Below are 26489 nucleotides of genomic sequence, written 5' to 3'. Positions count from 1 at the left end.
CCCACGGCGCGCATACTCACTCTTCGTGCGGAATTCCGTCGATCGGACATTCCGGCGTGCCGGGTGTTGCGCGCGTGAGCGCTTCGACACGGCGACGCGTGGCGTCGGGATCCGCAATCCAGTCGCGATAGAAGCCGAACGGACATTCGGCGACGCCATTCGCGCCATCGCCGGAATGGATCGTGCCGGTATAACCGCGATGCAGCAGCTTGTACAGATGGTTCTGCGACTGCATGTTGCGCCGCGCGTCGCGAATCATGCCCAGCGACAGCTCCGCATACTGCACGCCCATTTCCTCCTCGCCGCATTCGCCGAGCGTGCGCCCGTCAAACCCGACGATCGCCGAATGGCCGAAGTACGAATACACGCCGTCCCACCCCGTGGCGTTGGCCACGGCCACGTAGGTGTTGTTCATCCACGCCATCGCCTTCGCGACCATCACCTGCTGCTCTTTCGCCGGATACATATAGCCCTGGCAGCGCACGATCAGCTCCGCGCCATTCATCGCGCAGTCGCGCCAGATCTCCGGATAATTGCCGTCATCGCAGATGATCAGGCTGATCTTGAGGCCCTTCGGCCCATCCGTCACATAGGTGCGGTCGCCCGGATACCAGCCTTCGATCGGCGTCCACGGCATGATCTTCCGATACTTCTGCACGATCTCGCCGCGATTGTCGATCAGCACGAGCGTGTTGTACGGCACCTTGCGCGGATGTTCCTCGTGGCGCTCGCCCGTGATCGAGAACACGCCCCACACGTTGGCCTTGCGGCACGCCGCCGCGAAAATATCCGTCTCTTCGCCGGGAATCGCGGACGCCGTATCGAACATCTCCTGGCGGTCGTACATGATGCCGTGCGTGGAATACTCGGGAAACACCACGAGATCCATGCCCGGCAAACCCTGCTTCATGCCGACCACCATGTCGGCGATACGCCGCGCGTTGTCGAGCACCTCCGCCTTCGTGTGCAGACGCGGCATCTTGTAGTTGACCACCGCGACGCCCACACAGTCGCGGCTACTCGAAATATCACCCTGTCGCATGACGCTTCCTCCTCTAACACGTACACGTTGACGCCGCGCGCGACGGCCGCTGCTTCCGCGCATCGGCTCGCGCGCGGCACACCTTAGTGGCTGATCATCCACGGCCGTCCCGCCGGCCGCTTGAGGCCGTCCGACGCCGTGCCTGCGAGTTTCGACGCGCCGCCCGAGCAGCAACTGCAACCGGCGCGATGGCGTAGTGGCGGCCCGTCGCCGGACTGACGCGGCGCGTGCGCGGCACGTTCGTTGGTCGTGTGTGCGGCGCGGCGCGTACCTCCCATCAACGCCAGTGATGGCGCGCTGATGACGCGCCCGCCTTCGGCGCCGCAATCGGGACAGCGGCACGGTTTCTCGCGATCCGCGATGCGACGCATGACGGAGAAGGGCCCGCAGCTCGCGCATTCGAAGTCGTAGATTGGCATGACGGCCTCCTATTCCTGCGTCATTTCAGTGTGTCGGTCACGCGTTCGCGAGATCCGGCGAACACGGCAGATCGACGCCGCCCTGGATGTGCCGGATCGGGCCGTCGGCATTCGGGCGAATGTCGAAGTCGAAGATCTGCGTGGGCAGCCACAAGGTCGCACACGCGTTCGGAATATCCACCACGCCGCTGATGTGCCCCTGCACCGGCGCACAGCCGAGCAGCGAATAGGCTTGCGCGCCCGAATAGCCGAATTTCTTCAGGTACTCGATCGCGTTCAGGCACGCCTGGCGATACGCGGTGGTGACGTCGAGATAATGCTGGCCACCCTGCTCGTCGACGGAAATGCCCTCGAAAATGAGGTAATCGTTATAGGTCGGCGTGATCGGGCTGGGCTGAAAGACGGGGTTGCGAATCCCGTATTTCGCCATGCCGCCCTTGATGAGATTCACGCGCATATGCACCCAGCCGGCCATTTCGATCGCGCCGCAGAACGTGATCTCGCCGTCGCCCTGGCTGAAGTGCAGGTCGCCGACCGACAGGCCCGCGCCATCCACGTAGACAGGGAAAAACACCTTCGAGCCGCGCGACAGATCCTTGATGTCGCAATTGCCGCCGTGCTCGCGCGGGGGCACCGTGCGCGCGCCCTGCGCGGCGGCCCGGTCGCGCGCGTCGCCCGCGAGCTTGCCCATGTGCGCGGTGGCCGCGAACGGCGGATTCGCGAGCGGCGGCACACGATCGGGCGCGGTGGCGATCAGGCCGGTTTCGCGCGCGTTCCAGGTCTCGAGCAGTGCCGGGTCGGGCAGGCAGCCGATCAGGCCCGGGTGAATCAGGCCCGCGAAATTCACGCCCGGAATATGGCGCGAACTCGTGTACACCCCGTGAAAATCCCAGATCGATTTCTGCGCGCTGGGGAAATGATCGGTGAGAAAGCCGCCGCCGTTGGTCTTCGAAAAGAAGCCATTGAAGCCCCACTGACTATCGGCCTTCGCGCCGATGTCGAGCAGGTCGACCACCAGCAGGTCGCCGGGCTCCGCGCCATGCACGCCGACCGGGCCGGACAGAAAGTGCACGATCGACAGGTCGATGTCGCGCACGTCGTCGGCGCTGTCGTCGTTCTTGATGAAGCCGCCGGTCCAGTCGTAGGTTTCGAGGATGAAATCGTCGCCGGGCTTGACCCAGCAGGCCATCGGAATATCGGGGTGCCAGCGGTTGTGCACCTGTTCGTTTTCGTAAGCCGACTGGTTCAGATCGACCTTGATGAGAGTCTCGGGCATGGCGTTCGCTCCTGGGTTCGCGGATTGACATACGGCGCGGCGCGCGAACGCCGCGCCGCGCTCAGACGGACAGATATTCGCGGATGCGGTCGGTGTCGCCCGCATCGCGCGTGCTTTGGTGCACGAAGCGCCCGCCCTCGATCACGAACAGGCGGTCGGCCACGTCGAGCGCGAAGCTCAACACCTGCTCCGACACGACGATGGCGATATGGCGGCTCGTGCGAATCTGGTTGAGCGCCTTGGCGATGTCCTTGATGACGGACGGCTGGATGCCTTCGGTCGGCTCGTCCAGCAACAGCACTTTCGGGTCGGTCGCGAGCGCGCGCGCAATCGCGAGTTGCTGTTGCTGGCCGCCCGACAGATTGCCGCCCTTGCGCTTTCTCATGTCGAACAGCACGGGAAACAACGCGTAAAGTTCGTCGGGCACGCGCTGGCTCTGCGCGTTTTCGAGGCCCGTCTGGATGTTTTCCTCGACGGTCAGCGACGCGAAGATCTGCCGCCCTTGCGGCACGTAGCCGATGCCTTTCGACACGCGGCGGTAGCTCTCGTCCTTCGAGACGTCGGCGCCGGCCACGCGCACGGTGCCGCGATTGGCGGGCAGCATGCCGATCAGCGCCTTGAACAGCGTCGTCTTGCCCATGCCGTTGCGGCCCATCACGGCCACGCTTTCGCCTTGCGCAACGGCAAAGCCGATGCCATGCAGCACCTCGCTCTGACCGTAGCTGACGACGAGATCGTCGACTTCCAGCATGATGTGTTCTCCGTGTTGTCGTTCGGTTGCCGGCTCAGTGGCCCAGGTACACGTCGATCACGCGCGGATCGGCCTGCACCTGCGCCATTGGTCCTTCCGCGAGAATCTTCCCCTGATGCATGACCGTGACCTTGTGCGCGATGCGCTCCACGAAGGCCATGTCGTGCTCGATCACGATCATCGAGCGGTTGCGGCAAATGCGGTCGAGCAGATCGGCGGTCAGTTCGCGCTCGCGCACGCTCATGCCCGCAATCGGCTCGTCGAGCATCAGCAGTTCGGGGTCCTGCATCAGCAGCATGCCGATTTCGAGCCACTGCTTCTGGCCGTGCGACAGCAGCCCCGCTTCCAGATCGAGCGTGCCGGCGAGGCCGATTTCATCGGCCACGTCGCGCACGCGATCGGCCATGTCGGCGTCCTCGCGATACGCGAGCGCGCCGAACACGCTGCGTCCGCGCGGAAACGACACTTCGAGGTTCTGCGCCACGCTCAGGTTTTCGTAAATCGACGGCGTCTGGAACTTGCGGCCGATCCCTTTACGCACGCGGCGGAATTCCGCGAGATGCGTGATTTCCTCATTGCGGAACTTGATGCTGCCCGCCGTTTCCTTCGTCTTGCCGCAGATGAGATCGAGCAGCGTGGTCTTGCCTGCGCCGTTCGGGCCGATCACGACGCGCAGCTCGCCGCGTTCGAGATAGAGATTGAGCGAATCGATCGCCTTGAAGCCGTCGAACGACACGGTCAGGTCTTCGATCGCGAGCAGAAAGTCGGTATTGCTCATGCTTCATGCCTCCTCGTTCGCCGCGCCGAGCAGCCGCCGCACGCGCGGGCGCACATGCTCGTCGTACAGACCCGCCAGCCCGTTCGGAAACACCATCACCACGCCGATGAACATCGCCGCCATCAGATAGAGCCAGAGGTTCGGAAAACTCTCCGAAAACCAGCTCTTGCCGAGATTGACGAGAATCGCGCCGTATACCGCGCCGACCAGCGACATGCGCCCGCCGACGGCCGCGTAGATCACCATTTCGATCGACGGCACGATGCCGACGAACGACGGCGACATGAAGCCCACCTGCAGCGTGAACATCGCACCGCCGATGGCCGCGAGCATCGCCGCGAAACAGAACGCGAACACCTTGAACATGGCGACGTCGTAGCCCGAGAAGCGCACGCGGTCTTCCTTGTCGCGCATCGCGAGCAGCAACGTGCCGAGCTTGCTGCGCTGAACCCAGCGGCACGCGAGCAGCGCGCCGATCAGCAACGCGGCGTTCACGAAATACAGCACAAGCTTCGCGTGATCCGTGCGGATGTCCCAGCCGAGCAGCGTGCGCAGGTCGGTGATGCCGTTCACGCCGCCCGTATAGCCCTGCTGCCCGATGATCAGCACCGACAGAATCAGCGCGACCGCCTGCGTGATGATCGCGAAGTACACGCCGCCCACGCGCCGCTTGAACATCGCGTAGCCGATCACGAACGCGAGCGCCGTCGGCACGACGAGCACCGCGAGGATCGAGAACGGCAACGAGTGAAACGGCTTCCACCACGTGGGCAGTGCGGTGAGCTGGTTCCAGTCCATGAAGTCGGGAATGCCGGGCGTCGTCTGCGTGTGCGTGGCGGCCGGATCGGATGCCTCGAGCTTGAGAAACATCGCCATCGCGTAGCCGCCGAGGCCGAAGAACACGCCCTGGCCGAGACTGAGCACGCCGCCGTAGCCCCACGCGATCACGAGGCCGATCGCCACGAACGCGTAGGTCAGGTACTTGCCCATCAGGTTCAGGCGGAACGTGTCGAGCGCGAGCGGAAACACGACCACGATCAGCAGCGCGAGCAACACGATGCCCGCGTAGCCCGACGCATCGAGTCGCGCCACGCGCACGCGCCAGCCGGCCGGCGGCGCGCCCGGGCCGGATCGCGGGGATACGCCGCTCGCCGCGGATTGGATGGGTTCCATGTCCCTCTCTCCAGTGGAATGAAGCTGTCAATGACGCTTGTGCATGAACGCACGCTCAAACTCGCCGCACCTTCGACGCAAACAGGCCTTGCGGACGCAGCATCAGAATCACGACGACGGTCAGCAGCGTGAGCACGCGCGCAATCGAGCCCGACAGAAAGAACTCGCTGATCGACTGCATCTGCGCGATGCCGAACGCCGACGCCACGGTACCGAGCAGGCTCGCCGCGCCGCCGAACGTCACGACGAGAAACGAATCGACGATATACAGCGAGCCGCTCGTCGGTCCCGTCGAGCCGATCGCCGTGAAGGCCGCGCCGGCCACGCCCGCGATCCCGCAGCCGATCGCGAACGTCATGCGGTCGGTGCGCCGCGTGTTGATGCCCGCCGCGTTCGCCATCGGCCGGTTCGCGACCGTGGCGCGCACGCGCAAGCCCCAGCGCGACCGATAGAGCGCGAGCAGCAGGCCGCCCGTCATCAGCAGCGCGAGGCCCATCACGAACATGCCGCTCACCGGAATGTCGAGGCCGGGCGTGGGCTCCCACGAACCCATCAGCCAGTCGGGCAGCGCCGGACTCACCTCCTTCGGCCCGAAGGTCGAGCGGAACACCTGCTGCATGCCGAGGCTCAGGCCCCAGGTGGCGAGCAGCGTGTCGAGCGGCCGCTTGTACAGATGGCGGATCAGCGCCCATTCGGCGAGCCAGCCGGCCGCGAAGGCCAGCGCGAACGCCGCGAGAATCGCGAAGAAGAAATACACGGGCGTGAGCGCGTGCCAGACGTTCTGCGAAAACCACGAAAACAGGTAGACCGTATACGCGCCGATCGTCATGAATTCGCCGTGCGCCATGTTGATCACGCCCATCTGGCCGAAGATCACGGCGAGCCCGAGCCCCATCAGGAGCAGGACGCTGAAGAGGCTCAGACCGGCGAAGCCCTGCATCAGCGTGATGTTGAAAATATCGGTAGCGGACATCGAACGCTCCTCGCGCGGCGGCGTCATCGGCCGCCGCGCCGCTGCGGTTGACGGATTACATGTAGCCCTTCGGGAACGGATTCGGCTGGATCGGTTGCTCCGACTGCGCGACGACCTTGAACTGGCCGTCCGCCTGGCCCTGCCCGATCAGCGAGCGGCTCCACAGGTGATGGTTCGCATCGACCTTCGCATAGCCTTGCGGCGCGTTCGCCACTTCGATGCCGGCCGAATGCGCGACCACCTTGTCCACGTCGAAACTGCCCGCGCGCTCGCACGCGGCCTTCCAGATCCACGGGCCGAGATAGGCGGCCTGCGTCACGTCGCCGATCACCGACTTCTGGCCGTAGCGCGCCTTGAATGCCGCGACGAACTTCTTGTTGTTGTCGTTATCGAGCGACTGGAAGTACTTCATCGACGAATAGAAGCCCGCGAAGTTGTCGCCGCCGATGCCGAGCACTTCGTCCTCGGTCACCGACAGCGTCAGCAGAAACTGCTTCTGCGGCGTGATGCCCGCGGCCTTGAGCTGCTTGTAGAACGCCACGTTCGAGCCGCCCACCACAGTCGCGAAGATGCAGTCCGGGCGCGCGAGCTTGATCTTGTTCATCAGCGACGCGAACTCGGTCGTGCCGAGCGGGTAGTACTCCTCCCCCACCACCTTCGCATGCAGATGCTGTTCGATATGGCGCCGCGCGATCTTGTTCGACGTGCGCGGCCAGATGTAGTCGGAACCGATCAGGAAGAAGGTCTTGGCCTTCTTCGTGTTCGACGCCCAGTCGAGCGCCCAGACAATCTGCTGGGTCGCTTCCTGGCCCGTGTAGAACACGTTCTTCGACTGTTCGAGGCCTTCGTAGAAGGTCGGGTAATACAGCAGGCCGTTGTCCTTCTCGAACACCGGCAGCACAGCCTTGCGCGAGGCCGAAGTCCAGCAGCCGAACACGGCCGCGACGTGGTCGTTCTCCAGCAGCTTCTTCGACTTTTCGGCGAAGGTCGGCCAGTCGGACGCGCCGTCTTCCTGAATGATCCGCACCTTGCGGCCGAGCACGCCGCCCATCGCGTTGATCTGCTCGATCGCGAGGCGCTCGGCCTGGATCGAGCCGGTTTCGGAAATCGCCATCGTGCCCGTGGCCGAGTGGAGCTGGCCGACCGTCACGGTCGTATCCGTGACCGCGAGGCCCGTGGTGTTGACCTTCGCCGTGGGCGGCGTTTGCGCCAACGCGCCGCGCGGCAGGCCCAACGCCATCAGCGGCGCGGCGGCGAGACCGCCGAGCATTTTCCGGCGCAGCGGCGAAGGCATCCGGGCTTCGTCATCGAGTCGATCGTCTGCGGACATCACGTTCTCCTTATCGGGCGCCCGGCGCGGATCGCTGCGGGCTGGGTCGAGGTTGGACGCAATGTAGAAAGCCAATTTGACGATCGAAATACGTCAATCGACGTATTTCCGGCGCGCGTACTGGAATGTAATTTGCATTGCAGGGCGATCCTGGGCGCCGTGGTCCGCCGTTGTGCCGTTCACGCCCCGCTCGTGCCGCTTTCGCACCAATTCGGATCATCTTCATGTCCCAGAGTCACCCGTCAATGGGCGCGCCCGGTACCCAACGCATCGTCAAGGTGCGCCGCGACTACAACGCGTGGGTCGGCGACGAAACCCTCGAGGACTACGCGCTGCGCTTCACGCCGCGCTCATTCCGGCGCTGGTCGGAGCTGCGCGTGGCCAATACGGCGATCGGCGCGGTGTCGTTTCTGGTGCTGGAGGCGATCGGCGGCAGTCTCGTCGTGAACTACGGCTTCACGAACGCGTTCTGGGCCATCGCGGCCGTCTCCGTGCTGATCTGGCTGACCAGTTTACCCATCAGCTATTACGCGGCGCGCTACGGCGTCGACATGGACCTGCTCACGCGCGGCGCGGGCTTCGGCTATATCGGCTCGACGGTCACGTCGCTGCTGTACGCGGTGTTCACGTTCATTTTTTTCGCGCTCGAAGCGGCCATCATGTCGCTGGCGCTCCAGCTGTATTTTCATATTTCGCTGGCGATCGCCTACGTCGTGAGTTCGCTCGTGGTGATTCCGATCGTCATGTTCGGCATCACGCTGATCAACCGCCTGCAAAGCTGGACGCAGCCGCTGTGGCTCGTGTTGTTCGTACTGCCCTACGCCGCCGTGCTGTGGCGCCATCCCGACCTCATCGCGCAATGGACCACCTTCGCGGGCTTCGCGCCGCAAGGCCGCGCGTTCAGCCTGATCGCCTTCGGTCAGGCGTCGACGGTCGTGTTCGCGCTGATCGTGCAAGTGGGTGAACAGGTCGACTATCTGCGGTTCCTGCCGCCGCTCACCGCGAAGAACCGCACGCGCTGGTGGTTCGCGCTGCTCTCGACGGGGCCTGGCTGGATCGTGCCCGGCGCGCTCAAGATGCTGGGCGGCGCCCTGCTCGCCTTCATCGCGCTCCAGTATGAAGTCGATGCCAGCCACGCCACCGAGCCGACGCAGATGTACCTCGTCGCCTATCATCTGCTGCTCGATCCGCTGGGGCTCGCGAGCTGGGCGCTGCCCGCGATGACGCTGTTCGTGATCGTCTCGCAGTTGAAGATCAACGTGACCAACGCCTATGCGGGCTCGCTCGCGTGGTCCAATTTTTTCGCGCGGCTCACGCACAGCCATCCGGGCCGCGTGGTGTGGCTCGTGTTCAACGTCATGATCGCGTTGCTGCTCGTGGAAATGGGCGTGTTCGATGCGATCGCCAAGGTGCTGTCGCTCTACGCGAACATCGCGATCGCGTGGATCGGCGCGTTGTTCGCCGATCTCGTCATCAACAAGCCGCTCGGCTACAGCCCGCGACATATCGAGTTCAAGCGCGCGCACCTCTACGATGTGAACCCCGTGGGCGTCGGCGCGATGCTGATCGCGGCCGCCGTCGCGATGCTGGCGCATAGCGGCCTGTTCGGCGCGCTCGCCCAGGCGATGTCGTCGTTCATCGCGTTCGGCGCGGCGTTCGCGTGCGCGCCCGTGCTCGCGGTACTGACACGCGGTCGCTATTACATTGCCCGCGCCGCGCAACCGACCGGCGACGCCACCTCGCTGCGCTGCGCGATCTGCGAAAACACCTTCGAACCCGACGATACGGCGTACTGCCCGGCCTATGGCGGCACGATTTGCTCGCTGTGCTGCTCGCTCGACTCGCGCTGCCACGACCGCTGCAAGCCGCACGCGCGCTTCGCGTCGCAGGCCGGCCGCGCGCTGCATCGCGTGCTGCCCGGTGCGCGACTCGGCCCCGCCGCGCTACGCCTGATCCACTATGCGAGCCTCGTGTGCGCGATGCTCGCGGTGCTGGGGAGCGTGCTCTATCTGATCTGGTCGCAGAGCGCGACGTCGATGAGCGCCGCCGGACCGTCGATCGGCCATGCGCTCTCGGGCAGTTTTCTGAATATCTTTCTCGCGCTCTCGCTGGTGGGCTGCATCGCGGCCTGGTGGTTCGTGCTCGAGCGCGAAAACCGTCGTGTCACGCAGGAAGAATCGCAGCGGCAAAACGAATTGCTGATGCTGGAAATCGACGCGCATCAGAAAACCGACGCGGCGCTCAAGCGCGCGACCGCCGCCGCGGAATCGGCCAATCAGGCCAAGAGCCGTTACGTGTCCGGCTTGAGCCACGAGTTGCGCACGCCGCTGAACAGCATTCTCGGCTACACGCAGTTGCTGCTGCAGGCGAAGGAAGAACTCACGCCCACGCGCTACAACGCCGTGCGCACGATCCATCGCAGCGGCGAGCATTTGCTCGCGCTCGTCGACGGTCTGCTCGACATCGCGCGCATCGAGGCGGGCAAACTTCAGTTGAACATCGCCAAGGTATCGCTCGCCGATTTCGTCGCGCATCTGACGTCGATGCTCCGTCCGCAGGCGCTCGAAAAGGCGCTCGCCTTCGATGTGCAGACGGCCGGCCGGCTGCCCGCCACCGTGCGCACCGACCAGAAGTGCATGAGCCAGATCCTCACGAACCTGATCGGCAATGCGATCCGCTTCACGTCGAGCGGCACGATCACGCTGCGCGTGAGTCACGGGCTCGATACGCTCAAGTTCGAGGTGATCGATACCGGCCCCGGCATCCCGCCCGCCGAAATGGAGCGCCTGTTCCTGCCGTTCGAACGCGGCGAAGCGGCCCATGCGTACGATCACGGCGCCGGCCTCGGACTCACGATCTGCCGCCTGCTCACGCACGCGCTCGGCGGCAGCCTCGAAGTGGACAGCAAAGTCGGCCACGGCACGCGCTTCGTGGTACGCCTGTTCGCCCCGGCCGTCGACGCGGCGGCCGAAACCCCGACCGAACTCGCGTCGATTCGCGGCTATACGGGTGCGCGCCGCACCATTCTCGTGGTCGACGACCTCGACGACCAGCGCGATATCGTCGTGCAATTGCTGACGCCGCTCGGCTTCGATGTCGCCGAAGCGGCCAGCGGCACCGATGCGCTGCGTTGGCTGGCGATGCACACGGCGGACGCGATCGTCATGGACATTTCGATGCCGTTGATGGACGGCTACGAAACCAGCCGCCTGATCTCCGAGAATCAGTTGTCGAGCGCACCCATCGTGCTGCTCTCCGCCAACGCGTTCGCCGACGACCGCGATCGCGCGAGCGCGACCGGATGCAAGGGTTATCTGGTGAAACCGCTGCAGGTGAATCTGCTGCTCGACAAGCTTGCGCAACTGCTTGCACTCGACTGGATCGCGTCCGATACCGGCGCGAGCGCGCCGGTCGCGACAGCGCCGCCCACGCCCGCCGTGTGGCCGCGCGGGCTCGTCGAGCATCTGCATGCGCATCTCGAAGTCGGCTACGTACAGGGCGTGATCGAACAGCTCGACGCCGCCCGTGAGGCCTGGCCCGCGTTGCGGGATCAAATCGACGCGTTGCGCTCGTTGGCGGAACGTTTTCAGCTAAGGGAACTCGAGCATGAACTTGACCGACTCGCGCGCGGCGCGGACGCATGACGCGCACACCCCGATCGCGGCCTCCCCGATCGTCGAGGCTCCGGCCGTGTGGCTGCGCGAACGGCCCATGATATTGATCGTCGACGATACGCCGGAGAACCTCGCCTTTCTCTCCGATACGCTGCAGGCGCACGGCTACGCGGTGATCGTCGCGCTGTCCGGCGACGACGCGCTCAAGCGCCTCGCGCGCGTGACGCCCGACGTGGTGTTGCTCGACGCAATGATGCCCGGCATGGACGGCTTCGAAACCTGTGTGCGCATCAAGCAGGACGGACGGCACGAGCATCTGCCCGTCATCTTCATGACTGCATTGACGGAAAGCGAGCACGTCGTACGCGGCTTTCGCGTGGGCGGCATCGATTACGTGACCAAGCCGGTGCAGCCCGAGGAGTTGTGCGCGCGCATCGGCGCCCACGTGCGGCGTTCACGCGCACAGTTGTATGCGGAGGCCGCACTGTCGCTCGACACGCGCGCGGCGCTGATCGTCGGCGTGGACGGCACGATTCGGTGGCAGAGCCCTCAGGCTGCGCATCATATCGCTGCATACACGGCCGCGCATGACGACCGCTTCGATGCCGCGCAAACCACGAACGCGCGCGATACCGATGCGCCGCCGAAACTGCCTGCGCCGCTGCGCGCCTGGTTCATCGACTGGCTCGCGCGCGGCGCCCAGGACGACGCCGTGCATGAATTCGGCTCGGGCCAGATACGCCGCTCGGCCAGTGCGACGCTCGGTCCGGAGCCGGGTGAATGGATCGTGATCCTCAAGGAAAGAGACGACACGGTGCATTGCAATGCGCTCGCCGAACGCTTCGGCCTGACCATGCGGGAAGCCGAAGTGTTGCTGTGGGTGTCGCACGGCAAGACGAACCGCGATATCGGCGACATTCTGGGCATCGCCCCGCGCACGGTGAACAAGCATCTCGAACACCTGTTCCGGAAGTTGCATGTCGAGACCCGTGCGGGAGCCGCCGCCGCAGCGATCAAGATGCTCGAGCGCACGTGAAAAGCTATCGCTTTCCCGCATATCGGTGGCGCGAACGTTGCTGGCGAGGCGATGCGTTGAACGACCGTCCGAACGATCGGCGGATCGCGGGTGCCGCCAACGATAGCCAGTCGGCAGCCCGATGCGCGAGATCCGTCGATTCCTATCTGTTTACATATGGAACGCGCATGCGAATGCCCGAAATCGCTCGTCCCCCAAGGGGACTTCCTCCGGGGCGTATGGCAAGGAGTGAGGAGCACCGTTTGGCCGAGCCAAACAAGCGACGAGCGACGCCGCCATACGGGCGATTTCGGGCATTCCCGTGGAATGATTTTTTAATTTGGGGTTGCCACGAGAACGGCCGCTCGCCGCGTTGCGCTCCTTGCGAATACGTCAGTATTCGCGGCGTCGCGCGCCTCGCGAGCGGCCGTTCTCGTGGCAACGCATGCGCGTTCCATATGTAAACAGACCCTAGCGCACCAGAATGCGTGTCAGCGCTCAACGCGCGAGCGATGCGAGCGCCGCCGTTATCTCCGCCACCGTTTCTCGCCCGTCACCTTTCCGAACAGCGCGTGCTCGAATGCCCGGTTGAGTTCGGTCAGCTTCGCGTCGAGCCGAGCCAGTTCCGGATGGGCCGGTAACGGACGATCACCGGATATCGCGAGCGTTCCGTGCCCCACGTTCGCAGCCGCGTCGAGTCGCATCGAGCGACTGTGATCCAGATCGTCCATCAACGCATCGATTCGCGTGACGATGGCTGCGCGTGAATGCCGTTCGAATCCGACAACCGGGCCGTCGGCTTCAGCAGGCAGGAGCGTCGCGACGATCCGGCCATGCAGCCAGCAAGACAGCAGCGTGTCCGACAACCGTCGCGCATCGCCGGATACGCGGAACATGCTCCACGCAGCCAGCGGCCTGATCGCCATACGCACGTCGTGAAAACGGCGATCGGCCGCGCGCATCTGCGCCGCCTCCGGCCGCGTGCCATCGTCGCGCTCGTGCATGAGTTCGCGCAGCGCCGCCAACAGGTTGTGCGAACGCATCGCGATGTGGCGCGACGCCGCCAGCGGCATCACCAGCATCGCCGCCGCGAGCGAAACCGCGCAGCCGATCAACACCTCGCCGATACGCAGTTCCGCAAGCGTTCCGATCTCGAACCCCAGTTGCGCATAGACGACGCCGATCAGCACCGTCAAAAAGAATACGCCGCGCCCGTAGGCATGCAGGATGTGGTACGCCCAGGCAAACACGCACACGCACACGCACACGCCCATGACGATGACCACGACTGCATTCGCATGATGAACGGCACTGACGACGAGTACGCTCGCAAGCGCGCCGGCGAGCGTGCCGACGACGCGTTGCGTGCCGCGATAGACCGTGTCCGCACACGAATACGTGCCGAAGAACACGACGAACGTGCTAAGCACCGCCCACATCCATCGCTCCGACGACAGCGTCTCGCCGATCAACATCGCGGCGCACGCAGCCGCCACGGCGCGGATCGCCGGCAACCATGCAAGCGTGCGCCAGCCGGCGCCCCACCGAACCGCACGCGCATGCGGCGGGGACGCGGGCGGACGTGCGGCGGTCCTGCGCGCCGCCACGTCGCCGGCGACGGCATCGAAGCGCGCAATCGCCGCGCGTAGCGCCGCGGCGGCGGCATCCGTCCGGTCGTGGTTCAGCACGCGCCGGGCGGCCGCGATCTCCAATGCGACGAGCGCGGCGTGCAATGCACGCGCGTCGCGTTCATCGAATGTCGACGCATGATTCTCGAGCGCGACGGCGGCTTCGTTCAACGTGAGCAAATGCGCCATCGCATCGAACTCGCCCGCGTCCGACACGGCGCTTCGCGCAATGCATGCCGCGTGCAGCGATACCGAGCGCGCGATGAGCCGGGGCGTGTGCGCCGCATGCGTCGGCAACAGCATCCGGCAGACGAGCACGACGCCCGCCGGGCCCGCGATCGACATCGCGAGCATGTGGCCGACCTGTAGCGCGGCCGGATGCAGATAGAGGCCAAGGTAGTACATCGCGATCGCCAGGAACGCACATCCGATCGTGCGCGGCCCTTGAGTCTGGCACAGCATCGAACAGAACAGGACGATCACGAAACCCGCCTTGCCGACCGCCGGCCACGCACTCGCGACGGCGGCGGCGGCGAAACTCGCGCATGCGACGCCGTATTGCCAGGCCAGCGATTCATACCAGTCCAGCCGGCGAGCATCGCGCAGGAAGAGCGGCGCGATCATCGCGAACAGTATGCCCACGGCGCCGGTGGTGATCGCGAGACCGAGATGCAGCGCCGATGCAATGCCGAGCGCGCCGGCGAGCACGCTCGCGAGTGCGGCGCGCACACCGCCCAGCAGCCGATGAAGACCGGGGTCGACAATGAACAAGCGGTCAATGGCGCGTGACAACGAAACAGCTGACATGATCAAAGCATTCCAGGAGGCGGCACGGCTGCTTCCGGCCGGCATGCCGGCCGCGGCTTTCAGGACGGCCGCCACGACACGCGACGGCCGCCGTGCCGAACTCAAAACACGCGGTCCACCCAGCCGTGGCGATCGGCTTCGCGCCCGTTCTGGATATCGAGCAGCGCCCCCTTCAGCCGCGACGTGACCGGCCCCGCGCCGCCTTCGCCGATCGTGAAGTCGTACGCGCGACCCTTCACCCGGCCGATCGCCGTCACGACCGCCGCCGTGCCGCAGGCGAACGCCTCGACCAGCCGACCGCTGCGCGCGTCCGCCTGCCACTGCTCGATCGTGTAGCCCTCCTCCCGCACCGTGTAATTCAGTTCCCGAGCCAGCGTGACCAACGACGCGCGCGTGATGCCAGGCAGAATCGTCCCGTTCAGCGGCGGCGTCTGGATCGATCCGTCGTCGAACACGAAGAACACGTTCATCCCGCCCAGCTCCTCGATCCAGCGGCGTTCGACCGCATCGAGAAACACCACCTGCTCGCAGCCTTCGCGAGTCGCCTCCGCCTGTGCGGCCAGGCTCGCCGCGTAGTTGCCGCCGCATTTCGCGTCGCCCGTGCCGCCCGGCGCCGCCCGCGTGTACTGCTCCGACACCCACAGCGTCACGCCCGACGCGCCGCTCTTGAAGTACGCGCCGACCGGCGTCGCGATCACGCAATACAGATACTCCGGCGACGGCTTCACGCCGAGCACCGCCTCCGTCGCGATCATGAACGGCCGCAAATACAGCGCCGCGCCGTCGAACGCCGGAATCCAGTCGCGATCGGCGCGGACGAGCGCACGTACCGATTCGACGAACATCGCCTCCGGCAACGGCGCCATCGAGAGCCGCTCGGCCGAATGACGAAAGCGCCGCGCATTCGCATCGGGACGGAACAACGCCGCGCCGCCGTCCGGCAGCCGGAAGGCTTTCAAGCCCTCGAAGATTTCCTGCGCGTAGTGCAGCACGAGCGTCGCCGGATCGAACCGGAACGGTTCGCGCGGCCCGATTTTCGCGTGATGCCACCCTTCGTCCGCCGAGTACCGGATCGTCACCATGTGATCCGTGAAGACCCGGCCGAAACCGGGATTGGCGAGCAGCGCGGCGCGCTCGGCCGCCGCGACGGGGTGAGGATTTTGTTCGAATTCGAAGTGCTGGACGGAATCGGTGCTCATCGTTTGCCCCTTGATCGGCAGCGGGACCGTCCCGGCTGCTACGGGCAAAAATTTATCGTAGAAAAAATAATTTCAGGTTGCGTGTTCGCCTTAAGATGGGCGCGATTTAGCAATTCCATGCTTCAAAACCCGAAAACCCGGGCACCGCGTGCCTCAACCGAATAGGTCCGATCAATGGCCGTCATCGAACTGGACGAAATGGACCGTCGCATTCTGAGCGTGCTTCAGGAAGACGGACGAATCCAGAACGTGGAACTGGCGCAGAAGGTGGGGCTGTCGCCGTCACCGTGCCTGCGTCGGGTCAAGCAGCTGGAACAGGCTGGCGTCATCGAGCGCTACGCGGCGCTGCTCGACGCATCGAAGATCGGCGCGGGGTTGACCGTCTTCGTCCGCATCTGGCTGACGAGCCAGGACGCGAAAACCGTCGACCGTTTCACCGAAGCGGTTCAGCGCCTTCCACAGGTGCTCGAGTGCCACTTGATGGCGGGCGATTGCGATTGCCTGCTGCGTGTCGTGACCGCCGATATCGACGCCTATCGGCAACTCCAGATCGACCACCTGACCCGGATCGAAGGCGTGCAGAGCGTGAAGACCGAGATTCCGATGCAGAAGATCAAGCAGACTTCCGTGCTTCCGCTGTGATCGCGTACGGCGCCAGGAAACGCCGGCGCGTCGTGTCGAACGGGGCATGGGCATCAGAAGTGATGCAGCAGCGCGATACGTGCGACATATTGATTCGGGCCTGACGAGATATCGGCGGCGCCCGGAATGTACGCGTAATCGAAGTCGGTTCCCGTGTGCGCGTTCATCGCATGCTGATAGACGCCCTCTACGAATACCGACGTGCGTTTCGACAAGTCGTAATTCACCTTCGTGCTCAGCTGATGCCACTTCGGATTGAACGCGCCGACCGTCGACGCGACGCGGGCCTGCGTGTACGTGTATGCCGCGCCGACGTAAAACGCAGTCGTGAAGTGATAGAGTCCGTTCACCTCGAAGTTGTCGAATTTCCACGATTTCCATGCACCGCCCGCCGGCTGCGTCGTGCCGGTGAAATACGCGTTCGAAGTCGGGTCGTAGACGTCGACGTGCGAATACGTGAATCCCACGAGCGCATTCGAGAACGCATAATTCACGCCGATGCCGATGTTCTGCTGCGACGACGCATCGAACGTGTTGTCGCCGGTGATCGCCCCGGTCGAATCGGCATTGCGTGCGTTGTTGATCTTCAAATACGACGCGCCGACCGTCAGCCCGCCCTGCTGGTATTGCAGCGCGGCGCCATACAGGCGGTTGTTCGCGAAACCGCCCGCCTGATTGCTGAACCCGTACATCGCCTCCGCGGTCACGCCGTGCCACACCGGCGACACGTACTTGACCGCGTTATTCACGCGGAACGAGTAGTCGGTGTTGTCGTTGTCGTACGGATGCGAGAACAGGTAGCCCGTCCAGTTGCCGTTCGCGGTGAGCGGCGAGAAGAGATCGACGCTCGGGTCGTACTGGCGACCGAACGTCAGCGTGCCGTATCGAGCCGACGCGATGCCGACGAAGGCCTGGCGGCCGAACTCCCGACCACCCTGGTTCATCTTGCCGGTGTTGACGTCGAAACCGCTCTCGAGCGTGAAAATCGCCTGGTAGCCCGCGCCAAGGTCTTCCGTGCCCTTGATGCCCCAGCGGCTCCCGTAGTCATAGCCGCTTTGCAGTTGCACGGTTCCGTGGCCGCGTGCGTTGCTCGTGTAGTTGATACCGTCCTCGATCTTGCCGTACAGGGTCACGCTGCTCTGCGCATGAGCGGCTGCAGCAAGCAACGCGGCGGGTGCGACGATCCCCCAACGCTTGTTCATGACGATTTACCCCCAAATCTTTCGTTTGCCGGTCGTAACGCTTGCGCGCTGCGTCTGTGCCGCGTCGAGACTGCTCGGCGATGCGACGGGCGCAGTGTAATGAGCCGATTTTTTACTGTTAGCCCCTCGCGGCAGGAAGGTGCTCTTCAAAATGGGGGATGTTTGTCAGCGAGGAAAGCGGCTAGCGGGCGGTTGAACGGTGGACCGGCCGGCGCTCCATGGACAGTCGCGCGCCGTTTGGCGCGTAGCCCGGAGCCGGGATCCGGACGTGTCGATCGAAGGCTATTACAGGGTGCGAGGGGAATCGTCCATTCGCGCTAACGGCGATGTCGACCAGCCGTCAGCGTGATCGAGCCCGCCTGCCTCTTCCGCGGCCTTACCCGTGTCACGGCGCGGCGATCAACGCCTGGACCAGATTGGCGGCCATCGGGCGCCCGAGACCGGTTACGTAGTCGTATCCGGTTGCCGCCGTGCAAAGCGTGCCGCATGCGCCGTTCGAGCCGCTGACGATGTCGCGGAAGTTCGTCGCGTAGGCGCTCGACGCGAGCCCGTACAGCACACTCTGGATCGCGCTCACCGCGTTCAGCGTCGTCTTGCCGCGCGCGATGCGCACGCTGTTCGCGATCGCGATCAACGCGGACCATTGCGGTGCGCCGGCGCTCGTGCCGCCGACGACGAACCACCCGCCCTGCCCCGCATAGCCGTACGAATCGTAGACCGCGAAGCCGGACGCCGGGTCGGCGTCATAGGCGACGTCGGGCAGGCCGCGCAGCCCGAGGCTATTCGACGGCAGTCCGAAGTTCGACTGATACGTCGGCGCCGTCTCGACGGCGCTTTGCCCGCCGCCGCTGCCGACCCACGCCGTTTCGTCGACATAGGCGCCGCTCGCATCGGTTGCGATCGACGTGCCGCCGACGCTCAGCACATACGGCGACGCGGCCGGGTAGTCGACCCCGTTGCCGCCGTCGCCGGATGCCGCGACGAACGACACGCCGTTCGCGCTGGCGAGCTGCCCGTCGAATTGCGTTTCGGCCAGGAACTCGCCGCTCCCCCAACTGATCGACACGACCTTCGCGCCGACCCCGCCCGGGGCCGGACGCGTCGCGAGTGCGACCGCGCTCATCAGGTCATCGAGCGAACTCGATGCGGCTTCGACCAGCACGATCCGCGCATTCGGTGCGATCGCGTGCGCCCACTGCACGTCCAGCGAACTCTCGAGTGCCCACAGTGCGTCCGGCGGCGGCGGACGCTTGTCCGCCGTCGCGTACACCTTCGTGAAGCAGCGCGGCGACGCGCACGGCGGCAGGCCGAACGTGCGGCTGAACAAGCGCAGATCCGCCTCGACGTTCGGATTGTCGTACGCATCGACGATGGCGATGATCTGATCGTCGCCACCGTAGCCGCGCGCCGGCAACGCGTCGAACCCGTAGAAACGGCGAATCTGCTGCGGCGACAGGCCCACAGGATTCCGTTTCGCGGCGCCATGCAGATGGAGCGGCGGCCGTGCAAACCCGCGCGGCGCTCGATGCGCGGACTGTGCGAACGACACGCCGAACATCAGCGCGATGCTCGCCGATACGGCCAGCATGCGCAGCGCACGCGCAAACGAAGCTCGCTTCATGGTGTTCCCCGTTGGCAAAGGAGCCGGCGCGCGTCAGTGCACCTTCGCGCTCGTGAACGTCAGCGACTTGCCCGAGCCCGCGATGACCAGCCAGTTGACCGGATCGGTGCTCACGACCGTCGCGCTGCCGCTTTTCACGCTCGGCAACTGGTACGTGCTCTTCGGCAACAGCCACGTCATGTCCTGCAGACTGGTCGGCTGCGTCGCGCTGAACGTCCAGCCGGTGCCAGTATCGGTCGCCGTCCAGTTCACGAGCAGACGGCGCCGGTCGAACTGCGTGAGCTGATCCATCGTGAACCACTTGAACTGGCCGGTCGTCGCCAGCGACGCGGCGTAGCCGAGAATCGTCGTGACGACGTTCGGATACCACGACGCGCCCAGCGGGTGCATGTAGATCAACCGGCTCGTGCGGTTCGCGACGACGAAATCCATCAGCGACAGATACCAGTTCTGGACGTCCGTCGTCGGCACCGCGAACTCCTGGAACTCTTCGAACGTCGCATACTTGCCGAACGGCATCACCGGAAACGCCCAGATGCCCGGATTCAGCAGCGAACCGTTGCGATACGCACGCGTTTGCGCATTGCCGGTATGGCCGGTGAAGTAGTAGCCGGAGTAGCCGTTCGATTCGAGCCAGTTCACCGCCCACGTCGGCGTATTGCCTTCCGGGGCCGCCCACTCGACGTCCGGCTTGCCCGTCACCGACCGAACCGCATTGTGGTTCAGCACCAGATACTGCGTGAACGTGCTCGCATTGGTTTCGCTCGCGTTCGCCCCCCAGTAGTCGTGCGCCCAGCCGCCGTGGCTGCCGACCTTGTGCCCGCGCTTGAGCAGGAACGCGACCAGTTGTTTCGCCTGCGTATTGTTCGTCAGGTTGATGCCGAGACCGTCGCCGATCGTCACGTCGTCAGGGCCGGCCGTCATCACGATCGAATACGGGCCGCTGTTCCAGACGCCGTAATTCTTCAGGTACTGCGCCGGCTGAATCTGATCTCGCGCACAGAAGTGCCAGTTCAGGACCATCCCGGCCTGCGCCCGCGGCTGCAGCGACAGGTGCGGCATCGACAGGATGTTCGTCGTGAAGTAATGCAGAAAGCCGTGGATCGGCATGCTGTCGGTTTGCCCGTCGAGATACGCGAGCGGCAGGTTGACGAACATCACGCCGCCGTTTCCATACGCCTGATAGCCGGCGACGAGCCCGAAGTTCGGCGACGTCAGCAGCGTCGTGCCGGTATACGTGCCTTGCGTGACGTAGCTCGGATAGGTGAGGAAGCCGTATACGTAGCCGGAGATGCCTTCGAGCACGTCGGTCGTCGCGGCGGGCGACGCGGTCGCGAACGACGTCGCGCCCTTCACCGCCGTCGATACCGGCGACAGCATCGTCGAGGTCGGCGAGTACGATCCGGATCCGACCTTTGCGCCGGCCGACACGCGCCCGAGATTCAGCGGCACGCCGGTCATGCGCCCGTTGACCGTCTTGTACGTGAAATACGCCTGATGGTTGTAACCGGCAAGCCCGCCCGGGTTCGACGGGCTCGGCTGCAGGTAGAGCAAGGGGTTCGTCGTCGAGCCGGTCGATGTAGTCGACGCGGTTGAGGCCAACGTGGTCGCCGCCGTCGTCGAGCCCGGCCATGCCATCGACTTCCCCGGAGGAATCTGCAGCGCGCGCAACGTGCTGCCCATGCCGGTCACGTTGCCGAGGCCGATCATGTTCCCGCCGAGCGTGTCGTAGAGCACGTAGTTGACGCCGGCCATCGAGCTGAAACGCGATTGCCCGGCCGGATAGAAACCCGTCGCGTTCAGTACGCCGAAATCATAGACGAGCATCACGCGCCCGCCGTTCAACGCATAGCTCTGGATGGCGGTCACGAGCGTATCGTCGGCGACCGTATGCACCTGGTCAGGCAGGATGAGTCCCTGGTACTGCTGCAGCGACGTGCCGCCCTGCTTGAATTGCGTGTCGCTGATCAGCGAGATCTGCAGTCCCTCCTCCGCCGCGGAATCGAGCCATGCGGACACACGCGGGTCCGGCAACGTGAAGTTGTCCGGCAGCAGCAACAGCAACTGGTTCGACAACGCGCTCGCCCGCCCGGGTGCCAACGTCATCAGGCAAACGGAAAAGACGATCAGAAACGCTCGTAGGGTCCGGATTGGCTTGGCCGACATTTTTTCTCTCCCCGTAGGAGGTGGGATGACAGCCGATGCTCGACTCGTCACTGCGTGCGCGTTGCGCTCGTCATGATCGAGCGGTCCGCGTCCGGATCGGGGTGCGCCATCGGCTGGCGGCGCAGAGCGAACGTGCCGTGTTTCGGACGCCCCGCGACGCATGCGCGTCGATTTGTCGGACGATCAGGAGTGCATGGCGACTATCGTTCCTACCGCCCCCCGGTGAAGCGAACAACGTGCCAGTCTCGCGACTGCGTTGTCGGGACGGCCCGCGGCGATGCCGGGCGTCCGGCACGGGAAAATCGCGCCAAAAACGTTACAGCGCCGATACGGCGCACGTGGCGGGTAATGAAGCGAGGCCGGGGGAACCGTCGCGATGGACGACGTGAGGCTATTCGGCGCCGCGCCGGATGGGGCTTCCGATCGCTGCCTGCGTTGTCGGGCATCGGCAAGCGCGCGGGGATTCAACGGAAAATGATTCCGCCGCGCAACACCGGCTCGGCACGCATGTGGCCGTGCCGGGCTCGCCTGCACGGCGTGCGGTTCTACCTGCGAAGCATAGGAAATTGACGACGGTTCATCGATCGATTGAAGACGAGGGACAACCCGCCACATCGAAAGACCCGTTTCACCATCCCTGTTCCCACGCGGTCAGAACCTGGAATTGACGCGCACATATGCCGACTGCGCCGACACATGGCCCGTATTGATCGTCGCATCCAGCCCGAGCGATACCGTGGTCGTCTTGGCGGCCTGCAGCGTGACGCTGGCACCCGTGGTGAGGAACGAGCGTGGCAGATCGGTACCCGGCGCCGCGAACACGGTCCCGTCCTGGCTCTGCACCTGGACGACGCGACTGCCGCGCAGCACCTCGTGCGCATAGCCGACGCGCAGCTGGACGTCGACCGGGCGCACGGCATCGCCGAACGCCTTGGCGAGCGACACACCCACGTACGGCTGGAGGCTCCTCGCGCTGTCGGGGCCGACGTGCAGGTTCTGGCCGTTGGCGCCGTCCTCGCCGAAGCCGCTGCCGCGCACGTATGCATACCGCAGCCCGACGTGCGGCGCGAACCGGAAGCCGCCGGCCGCCATCGGCAGGCTGGCCTGCGTAGCGGCGGTGAATTCGTGGCCGAGATGGTCGCCTTCGGCGGTACCCGCGCTGCCGAATGGCCGCTTCTGCGACAGGAAATCGAGACCGTAACCGAGCGTGGCCGACAGGTTGACCGCGCCGATCGGCTGCGCGCCGTACAGCGCGACGCGCAGCGTGTCGATGGCGCCCGATGCGCCTGTCGTGTCTTCGGACAGCGCGGTGTGCGTGTAGCCGCCGGCCGCACCGACGGTGGCGTCGCCGAGCCGTCCCTGCCCGCCCGCCAGGAACCCGTACGCGTGCGTGAGGAAGCCCGGCGCGCCGCTCGTGCCGCCCACCTTGGTGCTGGAACCGCTGGCAACGGCCCACACGTTGCGGGAGCCCGACGCGTCGTCCTCCGGGGCCGCCAGACGCCCGAGCAGCGTCGAACTGGCGCTCTGCGCCTGCAGCAAGGCCATCGTGCCGAGCGCCGAGTAGATCGACGTCCTGGTCGGCGCGATGATCGTCGGGCCGGCCGGCGTACCGGGCCCCGTCGGCTCGGCGAGCAGCAGGTCGACCGCGTTGGCGCCGTAGTCCACCGACGATTGCAACGCGCCGAGATTCGCGCCGGCCGTGGTGGTGCCGACGGTCGCGAAATGGCCCGTCACGCCGTTGGCCGCGCTCAGCACGGTGTAGCGGCGGGCCGTATAGGTGCCGGGATCGAACAGAACGGCCAACGTGCCGCCGAGCGTCGCGGCGCCGCCTACGCGCAGTTGCGATGCTTCCGTCGGGCTGACCTCGATCGACAGCGTGCCGCCGGCCGCCTGCGTATAGTTGCCGCCCACCGACAGCGTTCCGATCGAGCCGCCCGGTGCGACCACGCCGCTGCTGCTGACGTCGCCCGATATCGTGCCGTGGCCGCGCAACGCGCCGAGCGAATTCACCACGACGTTGCCACCCAGCACCGCGGCGGGATTCGCCGCGTCGCCGACGGCCAACGTGCCGCCCGCCACCGTCGTCGTGCCGGAGAACGCGTTGCTGACACCGTTCAGCGTCAGCATGCCCGCGCCCTGTTTGACCAGGCCGCCGGTGCCGACGAGACTGCCGCCGAAGGTTTGCGACGAGTCGTCGGACAGCGTGAGCGCACTGCCGCCCAGCACCACGCGGCTGCCTGCCACGCCGGACAGATGCGCGACCGTCTGGCTGCCGGCCGCGGACAGGTCGAGCGCGGCCACGGGGCCGGCGAGCGTGACCGCCGTGGACGATGCCAGCCGACCGGCGCCCGACAACGCGAGCGTGCCCGCGTTAACCGTCGTCGCGCCTGTATAGGTGTTCACGCCGGACAGCGTCTGCGTACCGCCCGCAACCGTCAGCCCGCCGCTGCCGCTGACGGTTCCGCCAAACGTGCCGGCCGCATTGGCGAGTGTCAGCGTGCGGCTGCCGAGCGCGACCGTGCCGCTGCCGGTGAGCGTGTTGATCGTGGCGCCGGTGGTGGTCGCCGAAATGTCCAGCGTGCCGTTGTCGACGACGCCGCTCGAGGCGGCAATGCTGCCGGCGCCGGTCAGCGCCAGCGTGCCGGCATTGATCGTGGTGGTGCCCGTGTAGGCATTCGCCGCCGACAGTGTTTGCGTACCGCCGCCGACGGTCACTCCACCGGTCCCGTTGATGGTCCCGCCGAACGTGCCGGCCGCATTGGCCAGCGTCAGCGTGCGGCTGCCCAGCGCAACCGTGCCGCTGCCGGTGAGCGCATTGATCGTCGCGCCGGTGGTGGCCCCCGAGATATCGAACGTGCCGTTATTGACGACACCGCTGGACGCGGCGACGCTGCCCGAACCGGTCAACGCCAGCGTGCCGGCGTTGATCGACGTTGCACCGGTAAAGCCGTTGGCGCCGGATAGCGTTTGCGTGCCGCCCGCCACGGTGAGCCCACCCGTGCCGCCAATGGCGCCGCTGAACGTACCGGCCGCATTGGCCAGCGTCAGCGTGCGGCTGCCCAGCGCGACCGTGCCCGTGCCGGTCAGCGCGTTGATCGTCGCCCCCGCGGTCGTCCCCGAGATATCGAACGTGCCGTTCGCGACGACTCCGCTGGAAGCAGCAATGCTGCCCGCGCCGATCAGCGCGAGCGTGCCGGCGTTGATGGTGGTGCTCCCCGCATAGCCGGCGACGCTGGATATCGCGAGCGTGCCGGTCCCCGCCTGCATGAGGCTGCCCGTCCCGCTGATCGTGCCGCCATACGACACCGTGTCGCTGCGGTTGAACGCCAACGTGCCGTTGTTGACGATGTCGCCGGCGACGGAGCCCGTGGTCCCGCCGCTGCCGATCTGCAGCGTGCCGGCGGTGATCGTGGTGCCGCCGGTATAGGTGTTGTCTCCCGTCAGGATGATCGTTCGGCCACCGCGCACCGCGACGTTGCCCGCCCCGGATATCACGCCTGACACCACGAGGTCGGTCGTGGTGGAATCGAAGGTCACGCGGGACGCGGCATCGCCGAGCGTGACCTGGTTGGACAACGAGAGCCCCGCGGAGCCCGCGGTGATGGTGGTCGTCGCCCCGGCCGTCACCTCGAGGTTACCGACGATGTTGGACCCGGTGACCAACTGCAGCGTATTGTTCGCGCCGTTGAACCGGATGGCTGATGCGCGCGTCACGCCGTCCGCGTACAAGCCGCCCGCGATCGTGCCGCCGTTGACGACGACATCGCGGCCATTGGCGATGACACCGGCACCGGCAGCCCCGCCGTTGCCGGCGCCGCCGGTGATCGTGCCGACGTTGGTCAGCACGGTGAAGTCGCTAGCCAGGTTGACGCCCGCGCCGCTGGCGCCGGCCGTGCTTGCGCCGCCGCCGCTGATGCCGCCCACGCCACCGACGACGGTCCCGAGATTGGTTACCTGCGAACCGGGGCCCAAGGTCAGCAGCCCGTCGCCGCCCCCGCCTCCGCCGCCCGGGTTTCCGCCGCCGCCCCCGGTGCCGCCGTTTCCGCCGACGAGCGTCCCCTGGTTCATCACGTCGGCCGCCGGCGTCACCATGACCAGCCCACCGCCTCCGCCCCCGCCACCGCCGCCGTTCGACGCAGGCCCCGACGTGCCGGCACCGCCATTCCCGCCGCTGCCGCCCTGCACGGTCACGCCGTTGCTGACGGTCACGCTGGTGCCGGTCGAATACACGCCCGCGCCACCGCCGCCCGCGCCACCGGCAAAATTGAATCCGTCGAAGGCCTGACCTGCGCCGCCTTGCGCGTTCGCGTTGACCACCGCATCGCCGGCAAGCACCACCGCGGGTGCACCGCCGACGCCGCCCTGCCCGCTGTCGTTCGTCGCGCCGGTGCCGCCGGTCCCGCCCGACGTGGGGCCGCCGGGAACCTGGACCGTGGCGGAGCCTCCGCCCAACGTGGAGGAACCCCCGCCACCGCCGTTACCGCTGCCGCCGTTGCCGCTTCGGTCCGGGATGCCGGCGCCGCCGGGGGCGCTGCAATTCGCGATGGTGCCGGAAGAGCACGTGACGGCCCAACCCGGGACGGCCGCGCCGGCCAGGCCGAGCGACACGCCGATCGAAACGACGGAAGCGATGGAAGCGCAGCGGCGCGCGGGCGTGGCGCCATGACCGGCGTCGACTCCGCCGTGTGATGCCCTCGTGTGTTCGGATACCACTTGCGGAGCACGCAAGCTACGGCTCCAGACCAGCCGATAGACCCGGTTCATGTCGATCCCCTCGGTGCATAGACCCATGGGCCTGGCGCTGGTCACGAAGAGGCTGTACCGGTGGCGCGACGGACCCGTCGTTGTTGTCT

At 65.9% G+C, this 26489-nt stretch carries 17 protein-coding genes; 3 read left to right on the top strand and 14 right to left on the bottom strand.

Translation table 11 applies throughout. The annotated features are described in order from the left end of the window. Positions 1 to 16 precede the first annotated feature (16 nt). The 8 genes from J8I33_RS00135 to urtA all read right to left on the bottom strand — a co-directional run bounded on the left by J8I33_RS00135 (position 17) and on the right by urtA (position 7742). Positions 17 to 1042 carry an aliphatic amidase gene (locus J8I33_RS00135; protein ID WP_050012858.1) on the bottom strand — a complete coding sequence of 342 codons (1026 nt, stop codon included), beginning with the start codon at positions 1040 to 1042 and terminating at the stop codon, positions 17 to 19. A gap of 83 nt (positions 1043 to 1125) precedes the next feature. After that, a complete protein-coding gene (locus J8I33_RS00130; protein ID WP_050012859.1) occupies positions 1126 to 1461 on the bottom strand; it encodes a zinc ribbon domain-containing protein in 336 nt (111 codons plus the stop codon). A gap of 37 nt (positions 1462 to 1498) precedes the next feature. Beyond that, the gene (fmdA, locus tag J8I33_RS00125) at positions 1499 to 2737 is read right to left on the bottom strand and encodes a formamidase (protein WP_050012860.1); all 1239 of its coding nucleotides are present in this window, start codon (positions 2735 to 2737) and stop codon (positions 1499 to 1501) included. Positions 2738 to 2798: 61 nt separating this feature from the next. Continuing rightward, the gene (gene urtE / locus J8I33_RS00120) at positions 2799 to 3488 is read right to left on the bottom strand and encodes an urea ABC transporter ATP-binding subunit UrtE (protein ID WP_050012861.1); all 690 of its coding nucleotides are present in this window, start codon (positions 3486 to 3488) and stop codon (positions 2799 to 2801) included. 34 nt (positions 3489 to 3522) lie between these two features. Beyond that, positions 3523 to 4266, bottom strand: a complete 744-nt coding sequence (gene urtD / locus J8I33_RS00115; protein WP_209932424.1) for an urea ABC transporter ATP-binding protein UrtD — start codon at positions 4264 to 4266, stop codon at positions 3523 to 3525. Between the two features lie 3 nt (positions 4267 to 4269). Next, positions 4270 to 5439: an urea ABC transporter permease subunit UrtC gene (gene urtC / locus J8I33_RS00110; RefSeq protein ID WP_050012863.1), complete on the bottom strand. Its 1170-nt coding sequence runs from the start codon at positions 5437 to 5439 to the stop codon at positions 4270 to 4272. A gap of 55 nt (positions 5440 to 5494) precedes the next feature. Next, a complete protein-coding gene (urtB, locus tag J8I33_RS00105; RefSeq protein ID WP_011875582.1) occupies positions 5495 to 6412 on the bottom strand; it encodes an urea ABC transporter permease subunit UrtB in 918 nt (305 codons plus the stop codon). Between the two features lie 55 nt (positions 6413 to 6467). Next, positions 6468 to 7742 carry an urea ABC transporter substrate-binding protein gene (gene urtA, locus J8I33_RS00100; RefSeq protein ID WP_124554993.1) on the bottom strand — a complete coding sequence of 425 codons (1275 nt, stop codon included), beginning with the start codon at positions 7740 to 7742 and terminating at the stop codon, positions 6468 to 6470. Between the two features lie 224 nt (positions 7743 to 7966). Between urtA and J8I33_RS00095 the strand changes: the two genes are divergently transcribed. Further along, a complete protein-coding gene (locus J8I33_RS00095; RefSeq protein ID WP_209932420.1) occupies positions 7967 to 11386 on the top strand; it encodes an ATP-binding protein in 3420 nt (1139 codons plus the stop codon). 67 nt (positions 11387 to 11453) lie between these two features. After that, positions 11454 to 12392, top strand: a complete 939-nt coding sequence (locus tag J8I33_RS00090; protein ID WP_209924948.1) for a response regulator — start codon at positions 11454 to 11456, stop codon at positions 12390 to 12392. A gap of 506 nt (positions 12393 to 12898) precedes the next feature. On the opposite strand, the gene J8I33_RS00085 is transcribed toward J8I33_RS00090, so the two are convergent. Beyond that, a complete protein-coding gene (locus J8I33_RS00085) occupies positions 12899 to 14770 on the bottom strand; it encodes an FUSC family protein (protein WP_245171227.1) in 1872 nt (623 codons plus the stop codon). Between the two features lie 137 nt (positions 14771 to 14907). Beyond that, positions 14908 to 16005, bottom strand: a complete 1098-nt coding sequence (locus J8I33_RS00080) for a branched-chain amino acid aminotransferase (protein WP_209932418.1) — start codon at positions 16003 to 16005, stop codon at positions 14908 to 14910. Positions 16006 to 16188: 183 nt separating this feature from the next. Between J8I33_RS00080 and J8I33_RS00075 the strand changes: the two genes are divergently transcribed. Beyond that, entirely contained in the window at positions 16189 to 16647 is a 459-nt protein-coding gene (locus tag J8I33_RS00075) for an Lrp/AsnC family transcriptional regulator (protein WP_209932934.1), read from the top strand. A gap of 53 nt (positions 16648 to 16700) precedes the next feature. Here the strand turns inward: J8I33_RS00075 and J8I33_RS00070 are convergent, their stop codons facing one another. From J8I33_RS00070 to J8I33_RS00055, 4 genes are all read right to left on the bottom strand, one after another. Next, positions 16701 to 17849, bottom strand: a complete 1149-nt coding sequence (locus J8I33_RS00070; RefSeq protein WP_209932415.1) for a porin — start codon at positions 17847 to 17849, stop codon at positions 16701 to 16703. Between the two features lie 385 nt (positions 17850 to 18234). Continuing rightward, the gene (locus tag J8I33_RS00065) at positions 18235 to 19470 is read right to left on the bottom strand and encodes a S53 family peptidase (protein ID WP_050011870.1); all 1236 of its coding nucleotides are present in this window, start codon (positions 19468 to 19470) and stop codon (positions 18235 to 18237) included. Positions 19471 to 19503: 33 nt separating this feature from the next. Beyond that, positions 19504 to 21636 carry a polysaccharide deacetylase family protein gene (locus J8I33_RS00060; protein WP_209932413.1) on the bottom strand — a complete coding sequence of 711 codons (2133 nt, stop codon included), beginning with the start codon at positions 21634 to 21636 and terminating at the stop codon, positions 19504 to 19506. 651 nt (positions 21637 to 22287) lie between these two features. Next, a complete protein-coding gene (locus J8I33_RS00055; protein ID WP_209932929.1) occupies positions 22288 to 26400 on the bottom strand; it encodes an autotransporter domain-containing protein in 4113 nt (1370 codons plus the stop codon). Between the last annotated feature and the right edge of the window lie 89 nt (positions 26401 to 26489).

Source organism: Burkholderia sp. AcTa6-5 (assembly GCF_017815075.1).
GTDB lineage: Bacteria > Pseudomonadota > Gammaproteobacteria > Burkholderiales > Burkholderiaceae > Burkholderia > Burkholderia sola.
This window is presented reverse-complemented; position numbering and strand designations above follow the sequence as displayed.

What these genes read in the sequence shown, in the direction of transcription:
- J8I33_RS00135 (WP_050012858.1), bottom strand. Translation starts at nt 1,042, where the DNA reads ATGCGACAGGGTGATATTTCGAGTAGCCGCGACTGTGTGGGCGTCGCG.
- J8I33_RS00130 (WP_050012859.1), bottom strand. Translation starts at nt 1,461, where the DNA reads ATGCCAATCTACGACTTCGAATGCGCGAGCTGCGGGCCCTTCTCCGTC.
- fmdA (WP_050012860.1), bottom strand. Translation starts at nt 2,737, where the DNA reads ATGCCCGAGACTCTCATCAAGGTCGATCTGAACCAGTCGGCTTACGAA.
- urtE (WP_050012861.1), bottom strand. Translation starts at nt 3,488, where the DNA reads ATGCTGGAAGTCGACGATCTCGTCGTCAGCTACGGTCAGAGCGAGGTG.
- urtD (WP_209932424.1), bottom strand. Translation starts at nt 4,266, where the DNA reads ATGAGCAATACCGACTTTCTGCTCGCGATCGAAGACCTGACCGTGTCG.
- urtC (WP_050012863.1), bottom strand. Translation starts at nt 5,439, where the DNA reads ATGGAACCCATCCAATCCGCGGCGAGCGGCGTATCCCCGCGATCCGGC.
- urtB (WP_011875582.1), bottom strand. Translation starts at nt 6,412, where the DNA reads ATGTCCGCTACCGATATTTTCAACATCACGCTGATGCAGGGCTTCGCC.
- urtA (WP_124554993.1), bottom strand. Translation starts at nt 7,742, where the DNA reads ATGTCCGCAGACGATCGACTCGATGACGAAGCCCGGATGCCTTCGCCG.
- J8I33_RS00095 (WP_209932420.1), top strand. Translation starts at nt 7,967, where the DNA reads ATGTCCCAGAGTCACCCGTCAATGGGCGCGCCCGGTACCCAACGCATC.
- J8I33_RS00090 (WP_209924948.1), top strand. Translation starts at nt 11,454, where the DNA reads ATGATATTGATCGTCGACGATACGCCGGAGAACCTCGCCTTTCTCTCC.
- J8I33_RS00080 (WP_209932418.1), bottom strand. Translation starts at nt 16,005, where the DNA reads ATGAGCACCGATTCCGTCCAGCACTTCGAATTCGAACAAAATCCTCAC.
- J8I33_RS00070 (WP_209932415.1), bottom strand. Translation starts at nt 17,849, where the DNA reads ATGAACAAGCGTTGGGGGATCGTCGCACCCGCCGCGTTGCTTGCTGCA.
- J8I33_RS00065 (WP_050011870.1), bottom strand. Translation starts at nt 19,470, where the DNA reads ATGAAGCGAGCTTCGTTTGCGCGTGCGCTGCGCATGCTGGCCGTATCG.
- J8I33_RS00060 (WP_209932413.1), bottom strand. Translation starts at nt 21,636, where the DNA reads ATGTCGGCCAAGCCAATCCGGACCCTACGAGCGTTTCTGATCGTCTTT.
- J8I33_RS00055 (WP_209932929.1), bottom strand. Translation starts at nt 26,400, where the DNA reads ATGAACCGGGTCTATCGGCTGGTCTGGAGCCGTAGCTTGCGTGCTCCG.